This window comes from Phaeobacter sp. HS011, assembly GCF_018101215.1.
In the GTDB taxonomy this organism is placed as follows: Bacteria; Pseudomonadota; Alphaproteobacteria; order Rhodobacterales; family Rhodobacteraceae; genus Phaeobacter; species Phaeobacter inhibens.
Genome location: NZ_JAGEUF010000010.1, coordinates 44177 through 64842 on the forward strand (window position 1 = coordinate 44177; position 20666 = coordinate 64842).

At 61.0% G+C, this 20666-nt stretch carries 20 protein-coding genes; 12 read left to right on the plus strand and 8 right to left on the minus strand.

What is annotated here, in order from left to right:
- Window position 1: 1 nt before the first annotated feature.
- The 3 genes from J4721_RS17095 to J4721_RS17105 form a co-directional block, all read right to left on the minus strand.
- A complete protein-coding gene (locus J4721_RS17095; RefSeq protein ID WP_211003311.1) occupies window positions 2-2287 on the minus strand; it encodes a right-handed parallel beta-helix repeat-containing protein in 2286 nt (761 codons plus the stop codon).
- A 172-nt stretch (window positions 2288-2459) separates the two neighbouring features.
- A complete protein-coding gene (locus J4721_RS17100) occupies window positions 2460-2873 on the minus strand; it encodes a DUF4864 domain-containing protein (RefSeq protein WP_211003310.1) in 414 nt (137 codons plus the stop codon).
- 145 nt (window positions 2874-3018) lie between these two features.
- Complete coding sequence (locus tag J4721_RS17105; RefSeq protein ID WP_211003309.1) at window positions 3019-4662, minus strand: lysine--tRNA ligase; 1644 nt, start codon at window positions 4660-4662, stop codon at window positions 3019-3021.
- A gap of 294 nt (window positions 4663-4956) precedes the next feature.
- Between J4721_RS17105 and J4721_RS17110 the strand changes: the two genes are divergently transcribed.
- Together J4721_RS17110 and J4721_RS17115 are read left to right on the plus strand one after the other, a co-directional pair.
- On the plus strand, window positions 4957-5379 hold the full coding sequence (locus J4721_RS17110) for a tellurite resistance TerB family protein (protein ID WP_014875525.1): 423 nt from the start codon (window positions 4957-4959) through the stop codon (window positions 5377-5379).
- 36 nt (window positions 5380-5415) lie between these two features.
- Window positions 5416-5937 (plus strand): GNAT family N-acetyltransferase, encoded by a 522-nt coding sequence (locus J4721_RS17115; protein ID WP_211003308.1) that lies wholly within the window; start codon window positions 5416-5418, stop codon window positions 5935-5937.
- A gap of 89 nt (window positions 5938-6026) precedes the next feature.
- Here J4721_RS17115 and dacB read toward each other — a convergent pair whose 3' ends face one another.
- Window positions 6027-7511 carry a D-alanyl-D-alanine carboxypeptidase/D-alanyl-D-alanine-endopeptidase gene (dacB, locus tag J4721_RS17120; RefSeq protein WP_211003307.1) on the minus strand — a complete coding sequence of 495 codons (1485 nt, stop codon included), beginning with the start codon at window positions 7509-7511 and terminating at the stop codon, window positions 6027-6029.
- Window positions 7512-7611: 100 nt separating this feature from the next.
- Here dacB and J4721_RS17125 point away from each other — a divergent pair, with 100 nt between their 5' ends.
- The gene (locus J4721_RS17125) at window positions 7612-8460 is read left to right on the plus strand and encodes a DMT family transporter (RefSeq protein WP_247656184.1); all 849 of its coding nucleotides are present in this window, start codon (window positions 7612-7614) and stop codon (window positions 8458-8460) included.
- On the opposite strand, the gene J4721_RS17130 is transcribed toward J4721_RS17125, so the two are convergent.
- Window positions 8440-9054, minus strand: coding sequence for a nicotinate-nucleotide adenylyltransferase (locus J4721_RS17130; RefSeq protein ID WP_247656185.1), 615 nt, complete (start codon window positions 9052-9054; stop codon window positions 8440-8442). The two genes, J4721_RS17125 and J4721_RS17130, sit on opposite strands and share 21 nt — an antisense overlap.
- 492 nt (window positions 9055-9546) lie before the next feature.
- On the opposite strand from J4721_RS17130, the gene ettA reads away from it, so the two are divergent.
- The 5 genes from ettA to J4721_RS17155 all read left to right on the plus strand — a co-directional run bounded on the left by ettA (window position 9547) and on the right by J4721_RS17155 (window position 13257).
- Complete coding sequence (gene ettA, locus J4721_RS17135) at window positions 9547-11214, plus strand: energy-dependent translational throttle protein EttA (protein WP_014875530.1); 1668 nt, start codon at window positions 9547-9549, stop codon at window positions 11212-11214.
- Window positions 11215-11317: 103 nt separating this feature from the next.
- Complete coding sequence (locus J4721_RS17140; protein ID WP_211003306.1) at window positions 11318-11914, plus strand: hypothetical protein; 597 nt, start codon at window positions 11318-11320, stop codon at window positions 11912-11914.
- A gap of 259 nt (window positions 11915-12173) precedes the next feature.
- On the plus strand, window positions 12174-12425 hold the full coding sequence (locus J4721_RS17145) for a hypothetical protein (protein WP_014875531.1): 252 nt from the start codon (window positions 12174-12176) through the stop codon (window positions 12423-12425).
- A 217-nt stretch (window positions 12426-12642) separates the two neighbouring features.
- Window positions 12643-12816 carry a hypothetical protein gene (locus tag J4721_RS17150; RefSeq protein WP_155805537.1) on the plus strand — a complete coding sequence of 58 codons (174 nt, stop codon included), beginning with the start codon at window positions 12643-12645 and terminating at the stop codon, window positions 12814-12816.
- A 222-nt stretch (window positions 12817-13038) separates the two neighbouring features.
- On the plus strand, window positions 13039-13257 hold the full coding sequence (locus J4721_RS17155) for a hypothetical protein (RefSeq protein WP_102859092.1): 219 nt from the start codon (window positions 13039-13041) through the stop codon (window positions 13255-13257).
- A 50-nt stretch (window positions 13258-13307) separates the two neighbouring features.
- On the opposite strand, the gene trxC is transcribed toward J4721_RS17155, so the two are convergent.
- Entirely contained in the window at window positions 13308-13733 is a 426-nt protein-coding gene (trxC, locus tag J4721_RS17160; protein WP_014875533.1) for a thioredoxin TrxC, read from the minus strand.
- Between the two features lie 119 nt (window positions 13734-13852).
- On the minus strand, window positions 13853-15094 hold the full coding sequence (locus J4721_RS17165; protein WP_211003305.1) for a hypothetical protein: 1242 nt from the start codon (window positions 15092-15094) through the stop codon (window positions 13853-13855).
- 434 nt (window positions 15095-15528) lie between these two features.
- Here J4721_RS17165 and J4721_RS17170 point away from each other — a divergent pair, with 434 nt between their 5' ends.
- Both J4721_RS17170 and J4721_RS17175 read left to right on the plus strand, forming a co-directional pair.
- Window positions 15529-16080, plus strand: a complete 552-nt coding sequence (locus J4721_RS17170; RefSeq protein ID WP_211003304.1) for a L,D-transpeptidase — start codon at window positions 15529-15531, stop codon at window positions 16078-16080.
- 296 nt (window positions 16081-16376) lie between these two features.
- Window positions 16377-16583, plus strand: coding sequence for a cold-shock protein (locus J4721_RS17175; protein WP_014875536.1), 207 nt, complete (start codon window positions 16377-16379; stop codon window positions 16581-16583).
- Between the two features lie 129 nt (window positions 16584-16712).
- Here the strand turns inward: J4721_RS17175 and J4721_RS17180 are convergent, their stop codons facing one another.
- A complete protein-coding gene (locus J4721_RS17180) occupies window positions 16713-17354 on the minus strand; it encodes an arylesterase (RefSeq protein ID WP_211003303.1) in 642 nt (213 codons plus the stop codon).
- A gap of 51 nt (window positions 17355-17405) precedes the next feature.
- Between J4721_RS17180 and J4721_RS17185 the strand changes: the two genes are divergently transcribed.
- Both J4721_RS17185 and J4721_RS17190 read left to right on the plus strand, forming a co-directional pair.
- Window positions 17406-18122: an ABC transporter ATP-binding protein gene (locus J4721_RS17185; protein WP_102855156.1), complete on the plus strand. Its 717-nt coding sequence runs from the start codon at window positions 17406-17408 to the stop codon at window positions 18120-18122.
- A complete protein-coding gene (locus J4721_RS17190; RefSeq protein WP_211003302.1) occupies window positions 18119-20644 on the plus strand; it encodes an ABC transporter permease in 2526 nt (841 codons plus the stop codon). The genes J4721_RS17185 and J4721_RS17190 overlap by 4 nt, the downstream gene beginning before the upstream one ends.
- Window positions 20645-20666 lie beyond the last annotated feature (22 nt).

Here is a 20666-nt window from a genome sequence, read left to right on the forward strand (position 1 = left end):
GTTATTTGTCCACCCGGACCGTCACCTGCACGGTGCCGCGCACCGCCTCCGGCCAGATCAGCTGCACCTGATCCCGGCGACTGCCAACCCGCAGTTTGGTGTGAGGCATGGCGTGGCGATCAGCGCCGCCGCTGACCTCCACCGGGCCAATTGCGATGACGCTATCAACCCCCCGCGCCTGCCCACGGAACGGCAGCGCATCATCGGTGTCCACGGTCCAGGTCTTGGCGGTACTGCCCTGCACATGTTCAATCCGCAGCGGATTGGCAACGGCGGCTGAGACATTGTGATAGGTGTTTCCCTCGTAAAAGATGCTCTTGGAGCGGCTGAAATCGAGATCGGCAAAACTGGTGTCGACCCGCTCGGCCCGGTCGATGGACCCGTTGATGGAGCGGAATTTGTTCCCCGACACCGTCATCCCATTCAGGAAATGGCCGGTGCCATAGGGTTTGACCACGATATAGCTGAACCAGCGCGCCACATCGCCAGAGAGGAACACATTGTCGGTGATCGACAGCGCGCTGAAGGAAAAGCCGCTGCTGAAATCGGGCCGCGCATCGCGTTCATTGGTCCATTCGACAAAACAATTGTCGATGTAATTGTCCGACACGGTGGAGGCGCAATTGGTGCTGGTCAGGATCAGACCAGCGGTGCGGCTGCCATCAGCGACGGTATCGCCCTGAAAGAAGTGGTTGCCGGTCACTGTCTGGTTCTGCCCACCCAGCAATGCGAAATGGCGAAACTTGGTGGCGCGGTTGTTGCGCAGCTTGGCGTCATTGGCATTGATATTGAGCGCGATGGATTGCCGGGCGCTGACATTCAGTGGTTCCTCATCGGACAGGAACTGGCAATTGTCGATCAGGATACCCTGACAGCCGGATCCGATGGAGGTGATGCCACGGTTTCTTGGCCGCGAGATAAAGCAATGGTCCAGGCTGAACACGGTGCCGGCTGGGGCCAGACGAATACCGCTACAGCGGCCCGCGCATTGGATCTCGACCTCGGTCATGCCGAACTTGCTGAGCGCGCTGAAGCCGCTGAAATCCAACATGTATTTGAAATCGCGGAAAGTGAACTGCTGGGTGCCCACCGCATCATAGAGCGGCGCGGTCAGGGTCAGTTCCCGCGCGCCCACGTTCTTATCCCGGACATAGATTTCGCGCCCGACGCCGCTGCCTTCGACCAGCGCGCCGACGGGGATGTTGGCGATATTGGCGACATTGGTCAGCTTGCGCGCATCGCTGGTGCTGTAGGTCACCTGCGCGGTCACCGTATCGGTGTCCCAGGCGGCATTGGCGGCAGCCTCCAGCTGGCCGTTGCGGATCACCCGGCGGGTGGCATAGCTGGTCTTGTTGGGCACCGCCGCCTGCATATCAACCGGTCCGCGCAGCGTCACCTTGCGCCCGCAGAGGTCCAGCGATTCATGGTCGGCATTGTTCAGAAGCGCCTGAAACGCCTTCTTGAAGCCCAGTTCCTCATCCCCGAAAGCCGCAGCATAGCTGGGGAAATCGAAATTGCGGGTCAGCAGCAGCATCCGGCTGGTGGGCATGCGAACGGTGCCTTCGAACTGCATCTCATGGTTCATCGACACCGTGCTGCCGAGGTAGAATTCCCCCGCAGGGACCAGCACACGGCGGCCAGCGGCAGCAGCATCGGCCGCCTCAAAGGCGGCGGTATTATCGGTGCTGCCATCCCCGATTGCGCCGTAATCCGTCACATCCACAAGGCTGATCATGTCCCGCAGGAACACGCCTGTGACATCGCGCACCGCGATATCCTCAATCCGCACAACACCGCCATTTGGCCCGATCAGATCCAGCCCCACATGGGCAAAGCGCGCGGCACGGCCCCAGGGCATATCTACGCCATTGCGACTGCCCGTGCCGACAATGGCCGAGACCTCAACCACCTCCCCATAGGTGGAGAGGCTGGTTCCCGGCCCGGTTTCCACAACGCCGCCCAGATGGCCACCGCCGGACTGCCCGGCCCAGGCTGCGATGCGCACGGTGGGCAGGGCGCCGCTGATCGCCTTCACCTTTGCGGTGATCTGCAGATAGCATCCGGGCGTCAGCATGGTGCGCGTCATATTGCGCAGCTTCTGCACCGAGGTGGTTTTTTGCAGCTCAAGACAGCCGCCGAAATCGGCGTCCGCCGCGACAAAGGCCGCATTGGCTGCCCCCTGATAGGTGTCCGACCCCGGTGTACCATTGCCGCTAGACCAGTTGTTCAGCCCCTCAGCAAAGGCCGGGGGCATCAGCTCTACGCCGTCAGTGATCGCTATGTTCATCAGTCACCCTTTCCAAAACCGCCGTTTCCGGCTGATCAGGCCGCAGCCCGGTTCAATCAGGGAAAGGGTTATACCGGGCGGGATTTAACGCGCTGTCAGAGGGGCGTTCGCAGGGTGTGCACCACCCGGCCTCTCAGAGCGGTCGGCCGGATAGTTGGGACAAGTGGTCAGGTCAGGCGGTGGGGGCATCTGCGGTCAGCAGCTGGACGGCATTGATTTTCCAGCCCGACCCAGTCTCAACCATCTGATAATCAAGGAGATGTACGCGTCCCTCTGGGTCGGTGATCATCACCCGCTGCCACAGTCCACCCGCAACAGTGCGCAGGTCCAGATAGCGCACTTCATCCGGTTGCCAGACCATGGGGTAGCCGGACTGCACCATGGTCGCAAACCGCTCAGAGCTGCCAAAGAGCCCTTGGATCATCGGTGACGCATGAGAAAAGGCGGCCTCAGCATCGCCGCGCAGGAAGGCGGCGATCTGATCACTGATCACCCCGGTAATTGCCGTATCCCGCCCCTCGGCAGCGGTGGAAACAGGCAGCGCCATCATGGCAACACAGGCACTCATCAACATAAACTTGCGCATAGAAGATCTCCCTTGATGGGAATTCAGCTAGGCCGCCGCCTGCACCCGTCAATTCACGTGGCGCAAACGGAACCTTCCCCAAGACGGAAAAAGGGCACCCGTTGGGGTGCCCTTTTCACATGTTTTCCTGTCGTGCAGCGGCTGGTCAGACCAGCTCACCTGCCAGCGCCTGATCAATCAGTTTGATGGTGTCCTCAACCCCGTACAGGGCGATGAACCCGCCAAACCGCGGCCCTTGTGAGGCACCCAGTAGCACCTCGTAGATCGCCGAGAACCACGCCCGCAGCGGTTCAAACCCGTGGATCTTGCCGATGGCAAAGACGACGGACTGCAGGAATTCCTCATCAGCGAAATCCGCCTCGGGCAGCGGGTCGGTGTTGCCTGCGATTTCGTTCTTCTTGGCAATGGCCGCGAGGGCCGCATCCGAAGATTTCAGCGCATCCGCCAGATCCTGAAGCGCCCCGCGCTCCTGATCGGTGGGCAGGCGATAGGTTTTCTCCGGTTTCACGAAGTCATTGAAATAGGCCACCGCAAAGCCGGCCGCCTGATCCATTGTCGGATTGCTTTCAGGCGTCGCATCAGGGGCGTATTTGTTGATGAAGCCCCAGAGCGTTTCCTTGTCCTCTGCGTTGGATACGCTGGCAATGTTCAACAGCATCGCGAACGGCACCACCATATCCGACTGCGGCACGTCACCGCCGTGGATGTGCCAGACCGGGTTGTTCAGCTGCCCTTTCAGGTCTTGGGCGTGATAGGCGCGCAGCTGCTGGTGGTATTCGTCCACCGCCTTGGGGATCACGTCGAAATGCATCCGCTTGGCGGTCTTCGGCTTTTGGTACATGAAATAGGCCAGACTCTCGGTCGAGGCATAGGTCAGCCATTCGTCGATCGAAATGCCGTTGCCGGAGGTTTTCGAGATCTTCTGACCGTTGGCGTCCAGAAACAGCTCATAGGTGAAATGCTCCGGCGGGCGGTGGCCCAGCACCCGGCAGATGCCATCATAGATCGGCGTATTGGTGGAATGGTCCTTGCCGTACATCTCAAAATCGACACCCAGCGCCGCCCAGCGGGCGCCGAAATCCGGTTTCCACTGCAGCTTCACATTGCCGCCGGTCACCGGCAGAGTCCATTCGCGGCCGTCTTCATCGTCAAAGGTGACGGTGTAGGTCTCGGCGCAGACCTTCTTCATCGGCACATAGAGAACGCGGCCAGTCTCTGGGTGGATCGGCAGGAAGATCGAATAGGTCTGGCGGCGCTCCTCGCGCAAGGACTTCAGCATGATCGCCATGACGTCGTCGTATTTGTCGACGGCGCGTTTCAGCACGTCGTCGAACTGGCCAGATTTGTAGAATTCCTGCGCCGAATAAAACTCATACTCGAACCCGAAAGTATCAAGGAAGCGGCGCAGCATGGCATTGTTATGGTGGCCGAAACTCTCGTGGGTGCCGAAGGGATCGGGAACGCTGGTCAGCGGCTTTTGCAGATGGTCCTGCAGGCTTTCGGCGTTGGGGACATTGCCCGGCACCTTGCGCATGCCGTCCAGATCATCCGAGAAGCAGATCAGCTTCGTCGGGATGTCGGAGATCACCTCAAAGGCGGTTTTGATCATGGTGGTGCGGGCGACCTCGCCGAAGGTACCGATATGCGGCAGGCCGGAGGGGCCATAGCCGGTCTCGAACAGAACATAGCCCTTTTCCGGCGCGCCCTTGGCGTAACGTTTGAGAACCCGGCGGGCTTCTTCAAACGGCCAGGCTTTGCTCTTGAGAGCTTCTTCGCGCAGATCAGACATTGTTTTCTCCATCGGCAACCGGGCACTGCTCCGGTCGGGTTGCCTGCCGCCGCGAGTGGTGCCGCTACGGGCACCGGAATTGCGGGCGACAAACCACTGCCGGGCACCCCATGCACCCGGTCGGCTTCACCTATGGCGGCGGGCGAAATGAGTCAAGAAACAGCAGCCCTGACGGACCTTCCGCGCCGGTGCCTGCGGCAGAATATGCGCGATGACGTATTGTCCCGTTGATCGGGGTCGACACGATGCCTATTCTCCTATGCAGAACATGCGCCAATTTACTGGAATTTCATAATGAACACCCAAACCGCCCATCCCTTTACCCCGCAGGATTGCCTTGTTGCGCTGATGGTGGCGGTGTCGGCCTCGGATGAGAATATCCGCACCGCTGAACTGGTGAAGATCCAGTCGGCGGTCAATATGCTGCCCGTGTTTGCTGATTACGACATTGATCGGGTCAATCGCACCTCGCAGACGGTGTTTGACCTCTTTGAGCAGGAAGACGGGCTGGATGCGCTGTTTGGGCTGATCCGTGAGGATCTGCCGGAGCGGCTGTTTGAGACCGCCTATGCGCTGGCCTGCGATGTGGCCGCAGCGGATGGCAGCCTGGCGGAGTCCGAACTGCGCCTGCTGGAAGAGATCCGTTATGAGCTGAACATCGACCGGCTGCATGCTGCTGCTATCGAACGCGGTGCCCGCGCCCGGCATATGGTCTGATGTGACATAGGTACGGGCAGACAGGGACAGGCGGATATGACAACGCTCACGACCGCGCCCCGGCTGACAACGTCGCGGTTGGTCCTGCGAGGACCCGAGCGCGACGACCTGCCCGCCTTTACCCGCTTCATGACCAGCGCCCCGTCGATGATTGCACAGGGTGAGACGATTACCGCAGATCAGGCTTGGTTCGGGTTTCTGTCTGGGGTTGGCCACTGGCATTGGCATGGCTTTGGCTTCTTTATGGTCACATTGCGGGAGAGTGGGCAGCCGGTCGGTCGCGTTGGCCTGATCAAACATTCCAACTGGCCGGAGATTGAGCTGGCCTGGCATCTGTTTGAAGGGGCCGAGGGACAGGGTTTTGCCACCGAAGCAGCCATAGCCGTCAGGACATGGGCTTCTGAGGATCTGGGGCTGGACCACCTCTACAGCTATATTGATCATGACAACATACGGTCGCAGGCGGTGGCAAGGCGGCTGGGGGCTGTCACAGACGGCACCCGCGCCCCGCATGAGCCGCAGGCAGAGATCTGGGTCCACGCCATGGCGGGCGGTTAGACCTGCCAGCCAGATCCACGGCTGAGCCGCAGGACAGACCCGGAGGCAGGCAGGCAGGTAAAGCCGCGTTTCTCGTCTCGCGCAAAGGGTCAACTGCCGTAAACCCGCCCCCATCGCTCAATCAGCTTTTGTTGCACCTGTTTGGCGCGGCGGTTCCAGGATCTTGCCCCCTGCGGGCGTTCGCGCTCCGCCCGCGAGATGCGGGACCGCGCCTTCTGATCGGCACTGAAAATGGCAAAGGCCAGCACGGTGCCATCGGTGGCCGTCATGAAACCGCCCAGACCGGACACGAAGTTGAGCGTCCCGGTCTTGGCCGCGACCTTGATCGGGTGGCCTTTCAGGATACGGCCCTTGCTGTCGCGCATGGGAAAGGATTTCAGCAGAGGTTTCAACCGCCCATCGCGATAGGCGGCAACCAGCGCGCTGACCATATCATCTGGCGTCACCCGCGAATCCTCGCCAAGGCCGGAGTGATCCACCAGCCGGGTGTTGGCCATGCCATAGGTTGCCGCCGCCCAGCGGTTCATCTCCGCGGCAGAGTCGCGCAGACTGCGGGGCCGCCCGCCGCGTGCCTGCGTCGCAGCCAGACCAATCATTTCGGCCATCAGATTGTTGGAATATTTCAGCGTTGCCTTCAGCATCAGATCCAGCGGCGGGCTGTTGTGATGGGCCACCACCTGCCCCGAGGGGCGGGACTTGGCCATCTTTGGGTTGCCCAGCTTGACGCCATTGGCCCGCGCCATGGTGCGGAAAACATCCGCCGCATAGGCCCCCGGATGGCGCACGGGCAGCCAGCGCGCGCCCCCTTTGCCCAGCGCCTTGCTGGCGACAGTCCAACGGTCGGTGTCCTTGCCCTCGGAATAGCTATAAACTGGCAGGCTGCGCTGTGCGATTTTCATCGTCGCAACAGAGACCTCGGGGCGATATTTCTTGGTCCGGGCATCCATGGTGACGGCCCAGCCCTGACCGGCGCGCTTCCACTCAAAATGGACCCGGTTGTAATTGAGCGCCAGTCCTGAAATCGCCGGGCTATAGCCGACATGATCGGGTTGGCCGGGATCAATTGTCCTGATCTGCGGCAGCGTGCCCTCCCAGACGCGGAAGGCGCCGCGGACTTCGCGGATGCCCGCAGTCTTGAGCGCCTGAGCCAGCTGCGCCAGATTGTCTGTGTTCAGCATCGGATCGCCGCCACCCACAAGCACCAGATCACCCGCAACCACACCGCCGCTGATGCCGCCGGTCGCAACAATCTGCGTGGTAAAGCGATGGTCAGCCCCCAGCGCATCCAGCGCGTAAAGCGCGGTCAGCGCCTTGGCGACACTGGCTGGCGGTAAACCGGCACCTGCCCCTTCGGCCTCCAGCCGCAAACCGGTTTTCACATCGGCCACCGCGCAGGCAACCTCACCCGAGAGGCCTGCGCGGGACAACAGCCCCTTCAGCCCGCCACCAGCACGGATCAGGCTGGCCGGATCGCGCGCCACCGGACGCAGAGAGACCGCAGGCGCATTGGCCAGGGCGGTGTTCGTCGCCGCAGAGGCGAGGCAGGTGGTCAGAAAAAAACGTCGCGAAATCATATTAGCAATAGTCTACTCAAAACCCCTACAATTCTGCAAACGTGCCACAGGTTTTTATGTCGCGGGGCCGCGGGGATTTGGCCGCTTTCCCCGGATGTGGATGCCTGTTACCGCTGGCGCGATGGTACGGGCAGTGATGATCATGTTTGTCGCCATGTCAATGATCCCTGCCGGGGACCTTTGCGGGAAACTGCTCACATCGGGCGGTCTGGCGACACCGGGATTTGTGGCATGGTCGCGGTTTGCAATCGGCACAGTCTTGGTGCTGCCCTTTGCCTGGCGCGGGGCGTGGCCGCTGTTTGGCGACTGGCGGCTATGGCTGCGGGCGGCTCTGCTCAGCGGTGGCATCCTATCCATTCAGATCGCTCTCAAGACAGAACCACTGGCCGATGTTTTTGCCGCCTTCTTTATCGGGCCGATTGTCAGCTATGTGCTGTCGGTGCTGCTGCTGCGCGAAGCGGTGACACCAACGCGCAGCCTGTTGATGGCGCTGGGGTTCTGTGGCGTGTTGCTGGTTGTGCGCCCCGGGCTGGGCGGATCCGCCAATCTGATCTGGGCCGCAGCAGCAGGCGTCTGCTATGGTGGCTTCCTTACCAGCTCACGCTGGCTTTCGCATCTGGGCACACCGTTGCAGCTGAGCCTAACGCAGCTGTCAATCAGCGCGCTGCTGACCCTGCCGTTGGGGCTTGCTACCCTGCCCGCCCCCAGCCTGAGCGCCGCCGCCCTGACCTTTGGCAGCGCCGGGTTCTCAATGCTGGGCAATCTGCTGCTGCTGTTTGCCTATGCGCAAGCGCCCGCATCGCGCCTGGCACCGCTGATCTATTTCCAGCTGATAGCAGCTGTCTCACTGGGATGGTGGGTCCTTGATCAATGGCCCGACGCGCTGACCTGGGCTGGTCTTGCGGTGGTGATCGGCGCCGGGCTTCTCTCAGCGGGGCTGCGTCGCTGACCAATCGCCACGGGCCCGGATCTCGGTTGAGCTGGCGTTGACCATCGGCACATTGACGAAACACCATGCCGGTGCGCAGACCTCTGCCAACAGCCGGCTCTGCCCGCCCTTCAGCCGGTAGGGCGCATAGAGCCGCGCCGCAGGCGACAGCCGTGCTGAAATCCGATCACCGGGTCGCGCCAGCACCCCCACAGGCACCGTTTCCAAGATCTGCTGCCAATCCTTCCAGCGATGGAAATCCGCCAGATTGTCCGCCCCCATCAGCCAAACAAACCGCACCCCGGGATGGCGTTTGCGCAGGCTGCGCAGGGTTTCGGCAGTGTAGCGCGTGCCAAGCTGAGCCTCGATCCCGCTGATCTGCACACGGGGGTGATCCATCAGCTCCTGCGCTGCCGCGATCCGCCGCTCTAAGGGGGCTGGCGAATGCGCCTTCAGCGGATTGCCCGGCGAAACCAGCCAGACCAGCTGATCCAGCCCGAACCGCTTCAACGCCGCAAGCGAAATCGCCCGGTGCCCCTCATGCGGCGGATCAAAGGACCCCCCCAGCAGACCAACAATGGTTCCGGGCGGGATATGGGGCAAGCGATGCATCATAACTGCCTTGATGCACATAGTTTCAAGAGAGATCAATCAGGTGTTGTGGACCAACCGAAGAACAGTTTGAAGTCATCCCGCCTGCCCGCCCTGCATGCATCGGCATCTCGCGGCATTCCAACCTGGGGACCTGCGGTGCGCGCATCGGGGACATACGCGCATGGGTCGACACAGCTTCCTTTTCGGTCTGACGGAGTGGCGCTGCCGCCCAGGCAGCTAGGGGCGCTGCCCCTCGGCCATATGGCCTCACCCCGGAGTATTTGAAGAAAGGTGACTGGTTGCACCGCCTGTCATCTTTCCCAAAATACTCTGGGGTCCGGGGCAAAGCCCCGGCGATAAAAGGTCTGACAGGCCCTCCCTCAGGGAGGTCACGCGCGTCAGGCCGCGATGGGCAGACCCTCAAGAGCACCCGCCCCGCATCCCGCATTGCCCCCGCCTTCCCCATCCGCTATCACACCAGCCAGCAAATTCCCCCCTTAACGGAGCTGTCTCATGGCTGCCTATCAATACGTCTACCACATGCAGGGGGTCTCCAAGACCTATCCCGGTGGCAAGAAATGCTTTGAAAACATCCACCTGTCCTTTCTCCCCGGTGTGAAAATCGGTGTCGTCGGCGTCAACGGCGCCGGTAAATCCACCCTGATGAAAATCATGGCCGGGCTGGATACAGATTTCACCGGTGAGGCCTGGGCGGCTGAGGGGGCCAAAGTTGGCTATCTGCCGCAGGAGCCGAAGCTGGACGAAAGCCTGACTGTGCGTGAAAACGTCATGCTGGGTGTCAAAGCCAAGAAAGACAAGGTCGACCGTTTCAACCAGATCGCGGTCGAGATGGCCGAGAACTACACCGATGAGCTGATGGAAGAGATGACCGCGCTGCAAGACAGCATCGATGCGGAAAACCTCTGGGATCTGGACAGCCAGATCGACATCTCGATGGAGGCGCTGCGCTGCCCGCCGGATGATGCTGAAATCGCCAACCTGTCGGGCGGTGAACGCCGCCGAGTAGCCCTGTGCAAGCTGTTGCTGGAAGCGCCGGAAATGCTGCTGCTTGACGAACCGACCAACCACCTTGATGCCGAAACCATCGCCTGGCTGCAGCAGCACCTGATTGACTACAAGGGCACCATCCTCTGCGTCACTCACGACCGCTATTTCCTGGACGATATCACCAGCTGGATCCTTGAACTGGACCGCGGCAAGGGCATCCCATACGAAGGCAACTACTCTGCCTGGCTGGAGCAAAAGGCCAAGCGCCTTGAGCAGGAAGCGCGCGAAGACAAATCCAAGCAGAAGACGCTGGAACGCGAGTTGGAATGGATGCGTCAAGGTGCCAAGGCGCGGCAGGCCAAATCCAAGGCCCGGATCAACGCCTATAATGATCTGGCCAGCCAATCCGAGCGCGAGAAACTGACCCGCGCCCAGATCGTCATCCCCAACGGTCCGCGTCTGGGGTCCAAGGTGATCGAGGTTGAAGGCATTTCCAAACACTACGGCGACAAACAGCTGGTTGAGGGGCTGTCCTTTGACCTGCCCCCCGGCGGCATTGTTGGCGTGATCGGCCCCAACGGCGCCGGTAAGTCCACCCTGTTCCGCATGCTGACCGGTCAGGAGCAGCCCGATGAGGGCAATGTCAGCTATGGCGACACCGTGAAGCTGTCCTATGTCGACCAGTCGCGCGACGATCTGGATGACAATGAAACCGTCTGGGAGGCCATCTCCGGCGGCGCCGAAATCATCGAGTTGGGCGACGCGCAGGTCAATTCCCGCGCCTATTGCTCCTCCTTCAACTTCAAGGGCGGCGACCAGCAGAAGAAACTGTCGCTGTTGTCCGGCGGTGAACGCAACCGGGTCCATATGGCGCGCTTGCTGAAAGAGGGCGGCAATGTGCTGCTGCTGGATGAACCGACCAACGATCTGGACGTGGAAACCCTGCGGGCGTTGGAAGATGCCCTCGTGGATTTCGCCGGCTGCGCCGTGGTGATCTCACACGACCGTTTCTTCCTCGACCGGATCTGTACGCATATTCTGGCGTTTGAGGGTGACGCCCATGTGGAATGGTTCGAGGGCAACTTCGAGGACTATGAAGAAGACAAGAAACGCCGTCTGGGCCCCGACGCGCTGGAGCCCAAGCGATTGAAGCACAAGAAGTTTGTGCGGTGAATTATTGGGGCGGGGTTGGTGCTAGCATCCACCCCGCCGTCAATGCTTTACAATCGTGACTTAAGCGATCAACCTCATAAAAACGAAGCTTTAGGTTGATACAATGCTCTCATTTTCACTGAACACTTTCGTAAAAATTTGCCTCCGCGACACTGGTGGACGTATTTCGGAAATCCAAAAGAAGCTTGAAGGCTCCGGCGGGTACGACTTCTACAATTCCTTTCATCGCGCCACGCGAGCAAGGCTTTCCGGCAAGCAGACAGAACAGGCACAAGAGATAATTCTAAACTTAGCCAATGAGACTGAACGCAAGAGAAACCTAGAAGCTTTTTCTCAGGTCGACAAAAAATTCGGGAGCGCTCGAACCATCGAAGGACTAGATGTAAAACGGTCTATCACGTTTGACGGGTATGGAATCGAAATCTTTGTTGACCCACTGTTTCGAGTGGAACGATCTGGAGTGTTAAAAGCTTACGCGGTTTGGCTTCCTCTACAACCAGAGCTATCTCGAAAGTACGCAGCTGTTGCCTGTCTCATAATGAGAGAAGCATACAGAGGCACCTCTCTCGCAAACATGCAATTTCACTACTACGACAGTAATAAAGACCGCACCTATTCCGAGAAGCAGATAAACAACAACACTAGCCTCATACTAAAGAGTGACGTTTCCAGCATTTCTAAGCTCGCCAAAGAAGTTTAACCCTAAGACCCGCGCCTGACCTTGGGGAGGCGCGAATGCGCCTTGGTCATACTAAAATCTTACCTCTGGCATGACGAGGAGGTCAGGCGTGGGTCGTGGTACTGCGCGCCACGACCCAGATGCCGTCCTGCCAAACCCTTTCCCAGCACCGACATGGCATCGGCATAATTTGAACAAAATCATCGCTAGTCTTTAACCATACTCTAACGATGCCCCCTGCGAGAACCGCTTGGGGACTGGGCCAGAGAAAGGGCGGAGCATGGCAGGGATTGGTATTTTGGTAGGCGTCATTGGCGGACTGAATGCGGCCATTCTGGGCTATACGCTGATCGGTCTCTCCTTCGGGATGAGCTTGTTGCTTTATCCGCTGTTTGGGGTGCCCTCCGCCATGCTGGCGATCCTACTGCTCTGGATGCAGAAAACTGCGCGCGAGACGCTTGGCCGGGAGGTGCTGGACGATCTGGGACAGGCCGCCCACCCGGAATTCGCTGGCAAACCCGCACGCGCCTGATCTCTTTGCAATAAATACGCAGGCATAGTTCTTTTGAGCGCTATACGCGCAAGTCTGTGCTGTTCCTGCCATAGTTCGCGAATAAGCTGCAACACATACCAATATACTCGCCGCCTGACCGTAAGGCGTATTGATTGCACGGCCTACTTTAGGTCAAATTTACCTCAATTGATGTGAGGGTGCGATGGCTTGGTTGGCGATGTTGACGAGTGCTGGGGTGACAATGCTGATCACCGTGCTGGGCCATGTGGCCTATGACCTTCCGATCTGGGGTCTGTTCCTGCTCTACTCCGGCCTTGGCGGCCTGCTTGGGCTGGGGCTGACACTGTGCCTGATGATCAAAAGCGGCGGGTTTTCGCGCAAGATGACGGCACCAAATTCGCAGGATTAGTCAATTTCAGGATGACCACGCGATCATACCCGACTAAAACTATCATCCAATTTTCATTTCAAAACAACGCCCTAACGGAACGACTGTGGCGGACAAGGCGGTGATCTGCCCGCGCGTTAACCAAATCTATAGAAAATTTGAACTATTCTTGTGGATATCAAAGCGTTGCGATCCGCTTAAAAAATTGTAGATTAAATGCAACTCAACCCAAAGGGTAGGACTATGGCGTGGATCGGGATCATTGTGGGCACTTTTGCAGGGGTCTTCTCTGCTGTGGCGGCCTATGCCCTCTATGCCCTGCCCCTCTGGTACAGTCTGATGCTCTATCCCACAGTCGGGACAACAAGTGCGATTTTGACGATTTTGGTTATGATCCACCTGCCGCCCGGATTACGCCCAATGGCACAGCCGCACCGGGATGAGCTTCGCCGCACCGCCTGAGGCGGCGCCCTCAGCCGGTTTCGCACTGACCGGGACGACCCACACTATCTTTATCCCTTGGCCCAGCTGACGATCTGCCCTGCGCGCATGGCACCGGCTTGTCGCTTCTGCTCCTTGCCACGGGCAAAGCGCACCAGCGTCGGGATCCCCTTGATGCGGTAACGCGCGCCGGTGGACTGATGGGTCTGGGTGTTCAGCTTGACCAGCCGCACCTGCCCCTTCAGCGACTTCGCCGCCTTGGCAAAATCCGGGGCCATCATCTTGCAGGGGCCACACCAGGGCGCCCAGAAATCCACCACCAGCGGCAGATCATCCTGTGCCGCAGCCTTTTGCAGGGTGGCGGGATCAACATCAACCGGCCCGGCCGGGATCAGCGCCGCGCCGCAGGTGCCACATTTGGGACCCGCAGCCAGACGGTCCTCCGGCACGCGGTTCAGCTGCGCACAGCTGAGGCAGGTCAGGGTCTTTGCGCCCATATCGTGGTCTCTCCTTGCAGAAGATCGCCGTTGCGACCTGCCCCCGATATACGGGACACTGCGCGCGGGACAAGAGCCATGCAGCCGCCGTGAGAGACCTGCGCCCAGAGCACACGGCCCTAAAAGGTGAGCTTCGCGCCCAGAATGACGCTATGGGACTGCACGCCGGCATCGCCCGTACGCCGGGGCAGGATCAGCGGCACAAACCCATCATTGAACAGATACTCCGCCCCCAGCGTGACATTCGGGGCCACCGCAACCTCCATCCCCAGAATGACCTGAGACATGGATTCCCATTCGGTGCCAGATGCCCCCTGCCGCCCGTGGCTGGCCGAGAGCGAATAGACCGCCGGGCGTCCCAGAAACTCACTCCGGTAGCGCCCCTGAAGCGTCAGCGCGCTGACCTTATGGTCGGTGGCAGGCCAGCGGTCGGTGGTTTGGGTGAATTCGGCCATGACGTCGAACCGCTCTCCGCTGAGGGTGGCGTGGACATCCCAGGCCCCGTTCCAGCCGCGATCAATGCCGCTGCCGGGCGGATGATGGGCGATGGCGCTGTCATAGATCGTCCCGCGTAGAAAACCGGCCCCCAGTTTCAGCCCCATCCCATTGGCCAGCGGGATACGATGGGCCGCGTTCAGCGCATAATTGGTGTAGTGGTCATCGTTCTTCGGGCTGCTGATCACCCGATTGCCGCGATGGTTGCGGATGATCGACAACGCCAGTTCGGTGCGATCCGTAATATAGCCGATCTCAATCAGCGGATCCTTGGTCTGGGCCCAAAAATAGTGGCTGCTATGGGTGTGTGTGAAGGGCGCGTAGCTGGCAAAGTTGCCGAAGTTCACGGTCTTGCGCCCCACCGCCACATAGAAGGGAGAGCGGTCCAGGTCGCCGATTGCCAGCCAGGCCTTGCGCAGCTGGATATCGTTCTGGCCGGGATATTCGACCTCGGTATATTCGCCCTGCACCACCGCTGTCAGCAAAGGTGTCGTGGCCGTGGCGATGAGCGAGATATCATTGATGACCCCATAGGTATCAGAGGTGCCGCTGGTGTGGGTTGGCGGCAATCGCGACAGGATCGGGAACTTGCCGGGCGTATTGGTGTTCTCATAGATCACGGTGCCTAAGAAGCGCCCGCCAAAGGTGATCCTATTGATACCCAGCTGCCCGGACTGCCGCGCCCGCAGGGCGATGGCGACCTTGTTGGTCACATCCTCCTGCCGGTCCAGCATGCGTTCCGAATAGCGCAGTGAGGTGGCGAGAAAACCGACGCTCTCCTGTGCCTCGCCCGTGTGGGCTGCGGTCATGCCCACAGCCATCGTCAGCGCGGCCAACACCGCGCGCCCCCGAAATGAAACAGTCACAATCGTTACTCCAGTATATGACCCCCGACAGACCACCAGCCGTGCTGCGCACAACACCCGGCCGATCTCAGACAGGGTCAATCCGGTTGCAGGCCAGACAGGCCCAACACCAAACCGCTAGAAAATAACGCGTACCCCCGTGCGACCTTGCCGGTGGAACTGCCCCCGCAGCTGTGCCGGAAATACCGTCGCCAATCGCTGAAATCCGCCGAAACTGGCGGTGGATCAGAAACGCGATCCGATCACAGGGTATCACAGGTTCGTGATCTGACGAAGCCTGATCTGCCAAGGATACTGCAGCCTGGCTGCGGGCGGCTGTTGCGCCGACGTCGCGCAGGTGGCCTTGCGACGGATCCGCACCGGGCCCACTATTGACCGGATCGGCACTCCACCGCAGACTGGCTGCATCTGTTCCAAAACTGAAAGAGCCCCGCATGTTGTCACGCCGCGCCTTTCTGGCCAGCTCAGCCGCAGCCTCGATCTGGCCCCAGATCGGGTCAGCCGAAACGGTCTTTGATCCGATCCCGCAAGAAGTTCGCATCAAGAAGGAATTCGCCCCCGGGCAAATTCTGGTGCTGCCGCGATCCTACTACCTTTATTATGTGACCGAGCCGCGACGGGCGCGTCGTTACGGGGTTGGGGTTGGTCGCGCAGGCCTCGAATTTACCGGCACCGCCGTCATTCAGGCCAAGAAAGAATGGCCGACCTGGCGCCCGACCGATGAGATGATCGAACGCGATCCGCGCAGCTACGCCCGCTTTGTCGATAACAAATACATCCAGCCCGGTGGCACTGATAACCCGCTGGGCGCGCGCGCGCTCTACCTGTTTCAGAACGGCATCGACACCTATTTCCGCATTCACGGCACCAACCAGCCGCAGACCATCGGACATTCCGTCTCCAACGGCTGCATCCGCATGACCAACGAGCATATTGTCGATCTCTACGAACGGGTGCCTTTGGGAACCGTGGTGACGGTGCTCTGATCAGGACCAGACCAAAGTGGTAACGCGTGATCTGGCGCCGCTTCGGCGCCAGTCTGCCTGTCTGCGTGCTGAGCTTTGCCGATCAGCGGGCCACCGCTGCCCAGGCACTGCCCAACTAACAGGCACCCCCCGCTATAACACTTGCACCGAAAGGACATTGGCGACAAGATTGTCCCCGCAAGGTTACGCAGAACTCATCGCTGTCCTAGGAGGCTCGGTCATGAATACGCAATGACATTGCCGGGCTGTCGCATGTCGCGGACAGGGATTTGAGTAAAGACTGGGAGAAGAAGACGATGGCCACAGGCACCGTCAAATGGTTCAACACCACCAAAGGCTACGGTTTCATCGCACCCGATGCGGGTGGTAGCGATGTATTTGTACATATTTCTGCAGTAGAGCGGTCCGGGCTGACCGGCCTCGCCGACAATCAGAAAGTAACTTACGAACTGCAACCAGGCCGTGATGGCCGCGAGTCTGCGGTGAATATCGAACTGGCCTGATCGGTCAGAGAGACAATAAGATCAGCTGTCGGCCCCTTCATCGGGGCCGTCTTTTGTTGTGGGGTATCTGTTCCGCCTGCACGGCGTTCAGGGTCGCAACCGCCGGGTCGGCCCCGCTTGGCGATAAGCCTATTGCTTAGCCAACTCGATCAGTTCCAGCACCTTCGGACCGATGGCGGCCACATTCAACGCCACGCCTTCAGCATTGGGGTGGATCCCGTCCTCCTGCAGATATTTCCCCGCAGCCTGAATATCATCACCGGTAGCGGCCCGAATACCGGCGAGGCTGTCCGCGTGAAGCAGCGTGTCATAGTCCCGCGCGAGATCGGGGAAAATCGCATCGAACTCCGCTTTGAAATCCGCGCCGTAGTTGCCCGGCGCCTGAATGCCGACCAGCAGCACCGGAACCGCATTGGCCTGTGCGACCTCCAGAATGCGGGTGAGATTGGCGCGGCTTTCGGACGGCGCAAGGCCGCGCAGCAGGTCATTGCCACCAAGGGCCACGATCAGCGCATCCGGTCCGTCGGCCAGCGTCCAGTCGATCCGGGCGGCGCCCCCTACGGTCGTGTCACCGGAGACACCGGCATTGATCAGCCGCACCTCAGCCCCCTTTTCGCCCAGCCAGCGTTGCAGCTGCGGCACCCAGCCCTGTCCCTGCGGCAGGCCATAGCCCTGCACCAGACTGTCACCAAGCGCAGCAATACGCACCGGCTCTGCCTGCGCAATCGCCGCAGTTAATATAAAAATCAGTCCTGCTATCATCTTGCGCATTGCTACAAAGGCTCCATATCGAGAGTGGTCCCAAAACAGGCGCGATATCACATGCAGTCCAGCACGATCCCCTCATCCGATCCTATTCTGAACCTCCAACATGCGTCTTTGTCACTGGTTGGCAATACCGGACCTGTCGAAATTCTACATGATATCTCCTTGGCGGTGGATAGCGGCGAAACCCTCGGCCTGATCGGCCCCTCTGGCTCCGGCAAATCCTCCCTCCTGATGGTGATGGGCGGTCTTGAGCAAGCCACCGGCGGCACCGTCTCGGCGCTGGGGCAAGATCTGACCGCGATGGATGAGGATGCGCTGGCGCGCTTTCGCCGTGACAATATGGGCGTCGTCTTCCAGAGCTTTCACCTGATTCCGACCATGACCGCGCTGGAAAATGTGGCCACACCGCTGGAGCTTGCCGGCCACAAAGATGCCTTTGAGAGGGCACAGGCTGAGCTGGAGGCCGTCGGACTGGGCCATCGTGCGGGCCATTTCCCGGCGCAGATGTCCGGCGGCGAACAGCAGCGCGTGGCGCTGGCCCGCGCCCTGGTCACGCGCCCGCGGATCCTGCTGGCGGATGAGCCGACCGGCAATCTGGACGCCACCAACGGCGATGCAATCATGGACCTGCTGTTTGACCTGCGCGACCGCTACGGGGCGACGCTGATCATGGTCACCCATGCGCCGGAACTGGCCGCGCGCTGTGACCGGGTGATCCGGCTGCGCGATGGCCGACTGGATCACGACGCCGCGCGTGAGGCCGCTGAATGAGCCCCTCTGCCCTGTCGCTGGCCACACGGTTTGCCAAGCGCGAGCTGCGCGGTGGCCTCTCCGGGTTTCGTGTTTTCCTGATCTGTCTGGCGCTGGGGGTTGCGGTGATTGCCGGAATCGGCTCCCTGCGCTCAGCGATCCAGACCGGGCTGAGCGAGGAAGGCGCAGTGCTGCTGGGCGGCGACGCCGAGCTGGGCTTTACCTATCGGCGCGCCACAGCCGAGGAGCAGGCCTGGATGGAGGCTCGCGCCCTCGCCCGTTCTGAGATCATTGATTTCCGGTCCATGGCGACGGTGGGCGACGAGCGCGCGCTGACCCAGGTAAAGGCCGTGGATGATGCCTATCCGCTGGTGGGCACGGTGATCCTCTCCCCCGACTTGCCACTGGAAGCCGCACTGGCGGGAACAGGGGATTTCCCCGGCGGCGTAATGCAGCGGGTTCTGGCAGATCGGCTTGGCCTGTCCGTTGGCGATGAGTTCACCCTTGGCAGCCAGCGGTTTGTGCTGACGGCGTTGCTGGAGAATGAACCCGATGCCGCCAGCGCAGGGTTCACCCTTGGGCCGCGGACCCTTGTACGCACAGAGGACTTGGCGCAATCCGGCCTCTTGCAACCGGGCACGCTGTTTTCCAGCAAATACCGGCTGACCCTGCCCCCGGATACCGATCTGGAACAGCTGAAAACCCGCGCCGAGGCAGAGTATGACAACAGCGGCATGCGCTGGACCGATGCCCGCAACGGAGCGCCGGGCATTGCCACATTTGTCGAGCGGCTGGCCGGGTTTCTGGTACTGGTTGGCCTCTCCGGGCTGGCGGTGGGCGGTATTGGCGTTTCCGCAGCGGTGCGTGCCTATCTGGCGGGCAAAACGGCAACCATCGCGACCCTGCGCACCCTTGGTGCCGACCGCCGGACGATCTTCCTGACGTATTTTCTGCAAATCGGCGCGCTGGCACTGCTGGGCATCGCGATTGGCCTGGTGATCGGCGGCTTGGCCCCGGTGCTGCTGGGACCGCTGATCGCGGCGCAGCTGCCGTTTCCGGCGGTTTTTGGCATCTCAGTTCCGGCACTGAGCGAGGCGGCCCTTTACGGGTTGCTGACCGCCTTTGTCTTTGCCCTCTGGCCGCTGGCCCGGGCGGAGCGGATCCGGGCGGCGGCGCTGTTTCGCGACGCGCTGGACAGCCGCAGCCGCTGGCCTGCGCCGCGCTATATTCTGGCCACCGTCGTTGCCGTCGCTGTACTGATCGGCGCGGCGGCCCTGTTCAGCGGCGCGGTTGAGCTGACGCTCTGGACTGCGGGCGGTCTGATTGGCGCGCTGGCGGTGCTGCTGCTGGCCGCGCTGGTGCTGGGCTGGATCGCGCGCCGCTCAGCGCCCTTGGCCCGTGGCAACCCGGCGCTGCGATGGGCACTCTCCGCCATCGGGACCTCGCGCGATGGCGCCGTCCCGACAGTGCTGGCGCTGGGGCTGGGCCTGACGGTGCTGGCGGCCATCGGTCAGGTCGATGGCAATATGCGCCGCGCGATTGAGGGCAACCTGCCCGATGTGGCCCCCTCCTACTTCTTTGTTGATATCCAGCGCGATCAAATGCCGGACTTCCTCACCCGCGTGGAACAGGACCCGGCGGTCGACCGCGTCCAAAGCGCCCCGATGCTGCGCGGGGTGCTCACCACCATCAACGGTCAACCCGCGACTGAGGTTGCCGGAGATCACTGGGTGGTGCGCGGAGATCGCGGCATCACTTATGCGGCAAAACAGCCCGAAACCACGCAGATCGTGGCCGGCACATGGTGGGCGGAGGATTACAGCGGTCCACCGCAGGTCAGCTTCGCCCGCGAAGAGGCCGAGGAACTGGGTTTGGATCTGGGGGATACGCTGACGATCAACGTCCTGGGCCGCGACATCACTGCGACAATCACCAGCCTGCGTGAGGTGGATTTCTCCACCGCTGGCATGGGGTTTGTGATGGTGCTGAACGAAAACGCCCTGGCTGGGGCGCCACACAGCTATATCGCAACCGTCTATGCCGAACAGGAGGCAGAGGCGCAGATCCTGCGCGATCTCGCCCGCGCGATGCCGAATATCACTGCCGTGCGGGTGCGGGATGCGCTGGACCGCGTGTCTGAGATCCTGCGGCAACTGGCCTCCGCCACCGCTTATGGTGCGGCGGCCACCCTGCTTACCGGTTTCATGGTTCTGATCGGCACCGCCGCTGCCGGGGAACCGGCCCGCCGCTATGAGGCCGCCGTGCTGAAAACGCTCGGCGCGTCGCGACGCCGCATTCTGATCAGCTTCGCTCTCAGATCGGTGTTTCTGGGCGCGGGGGCCGGACTGGTTGCGCTGATTGCGGGGATGAGTGGTGCCTGGGCGATCAACACCTATGTGTTTGAGAGCGACTATCAGGTGATCTGGGGCAACGCGCTGGCGATCATCAGCGGTGGCATCCTGACTACGCTTCTGGCCGGGCTTGCCTTTGCCTGGCGGCCGCTTCAGGTGCGCCCCGCACGGATCCTGCGGGCGCGCGACTGAACCTGCGCGCGCCGTTGTGGCG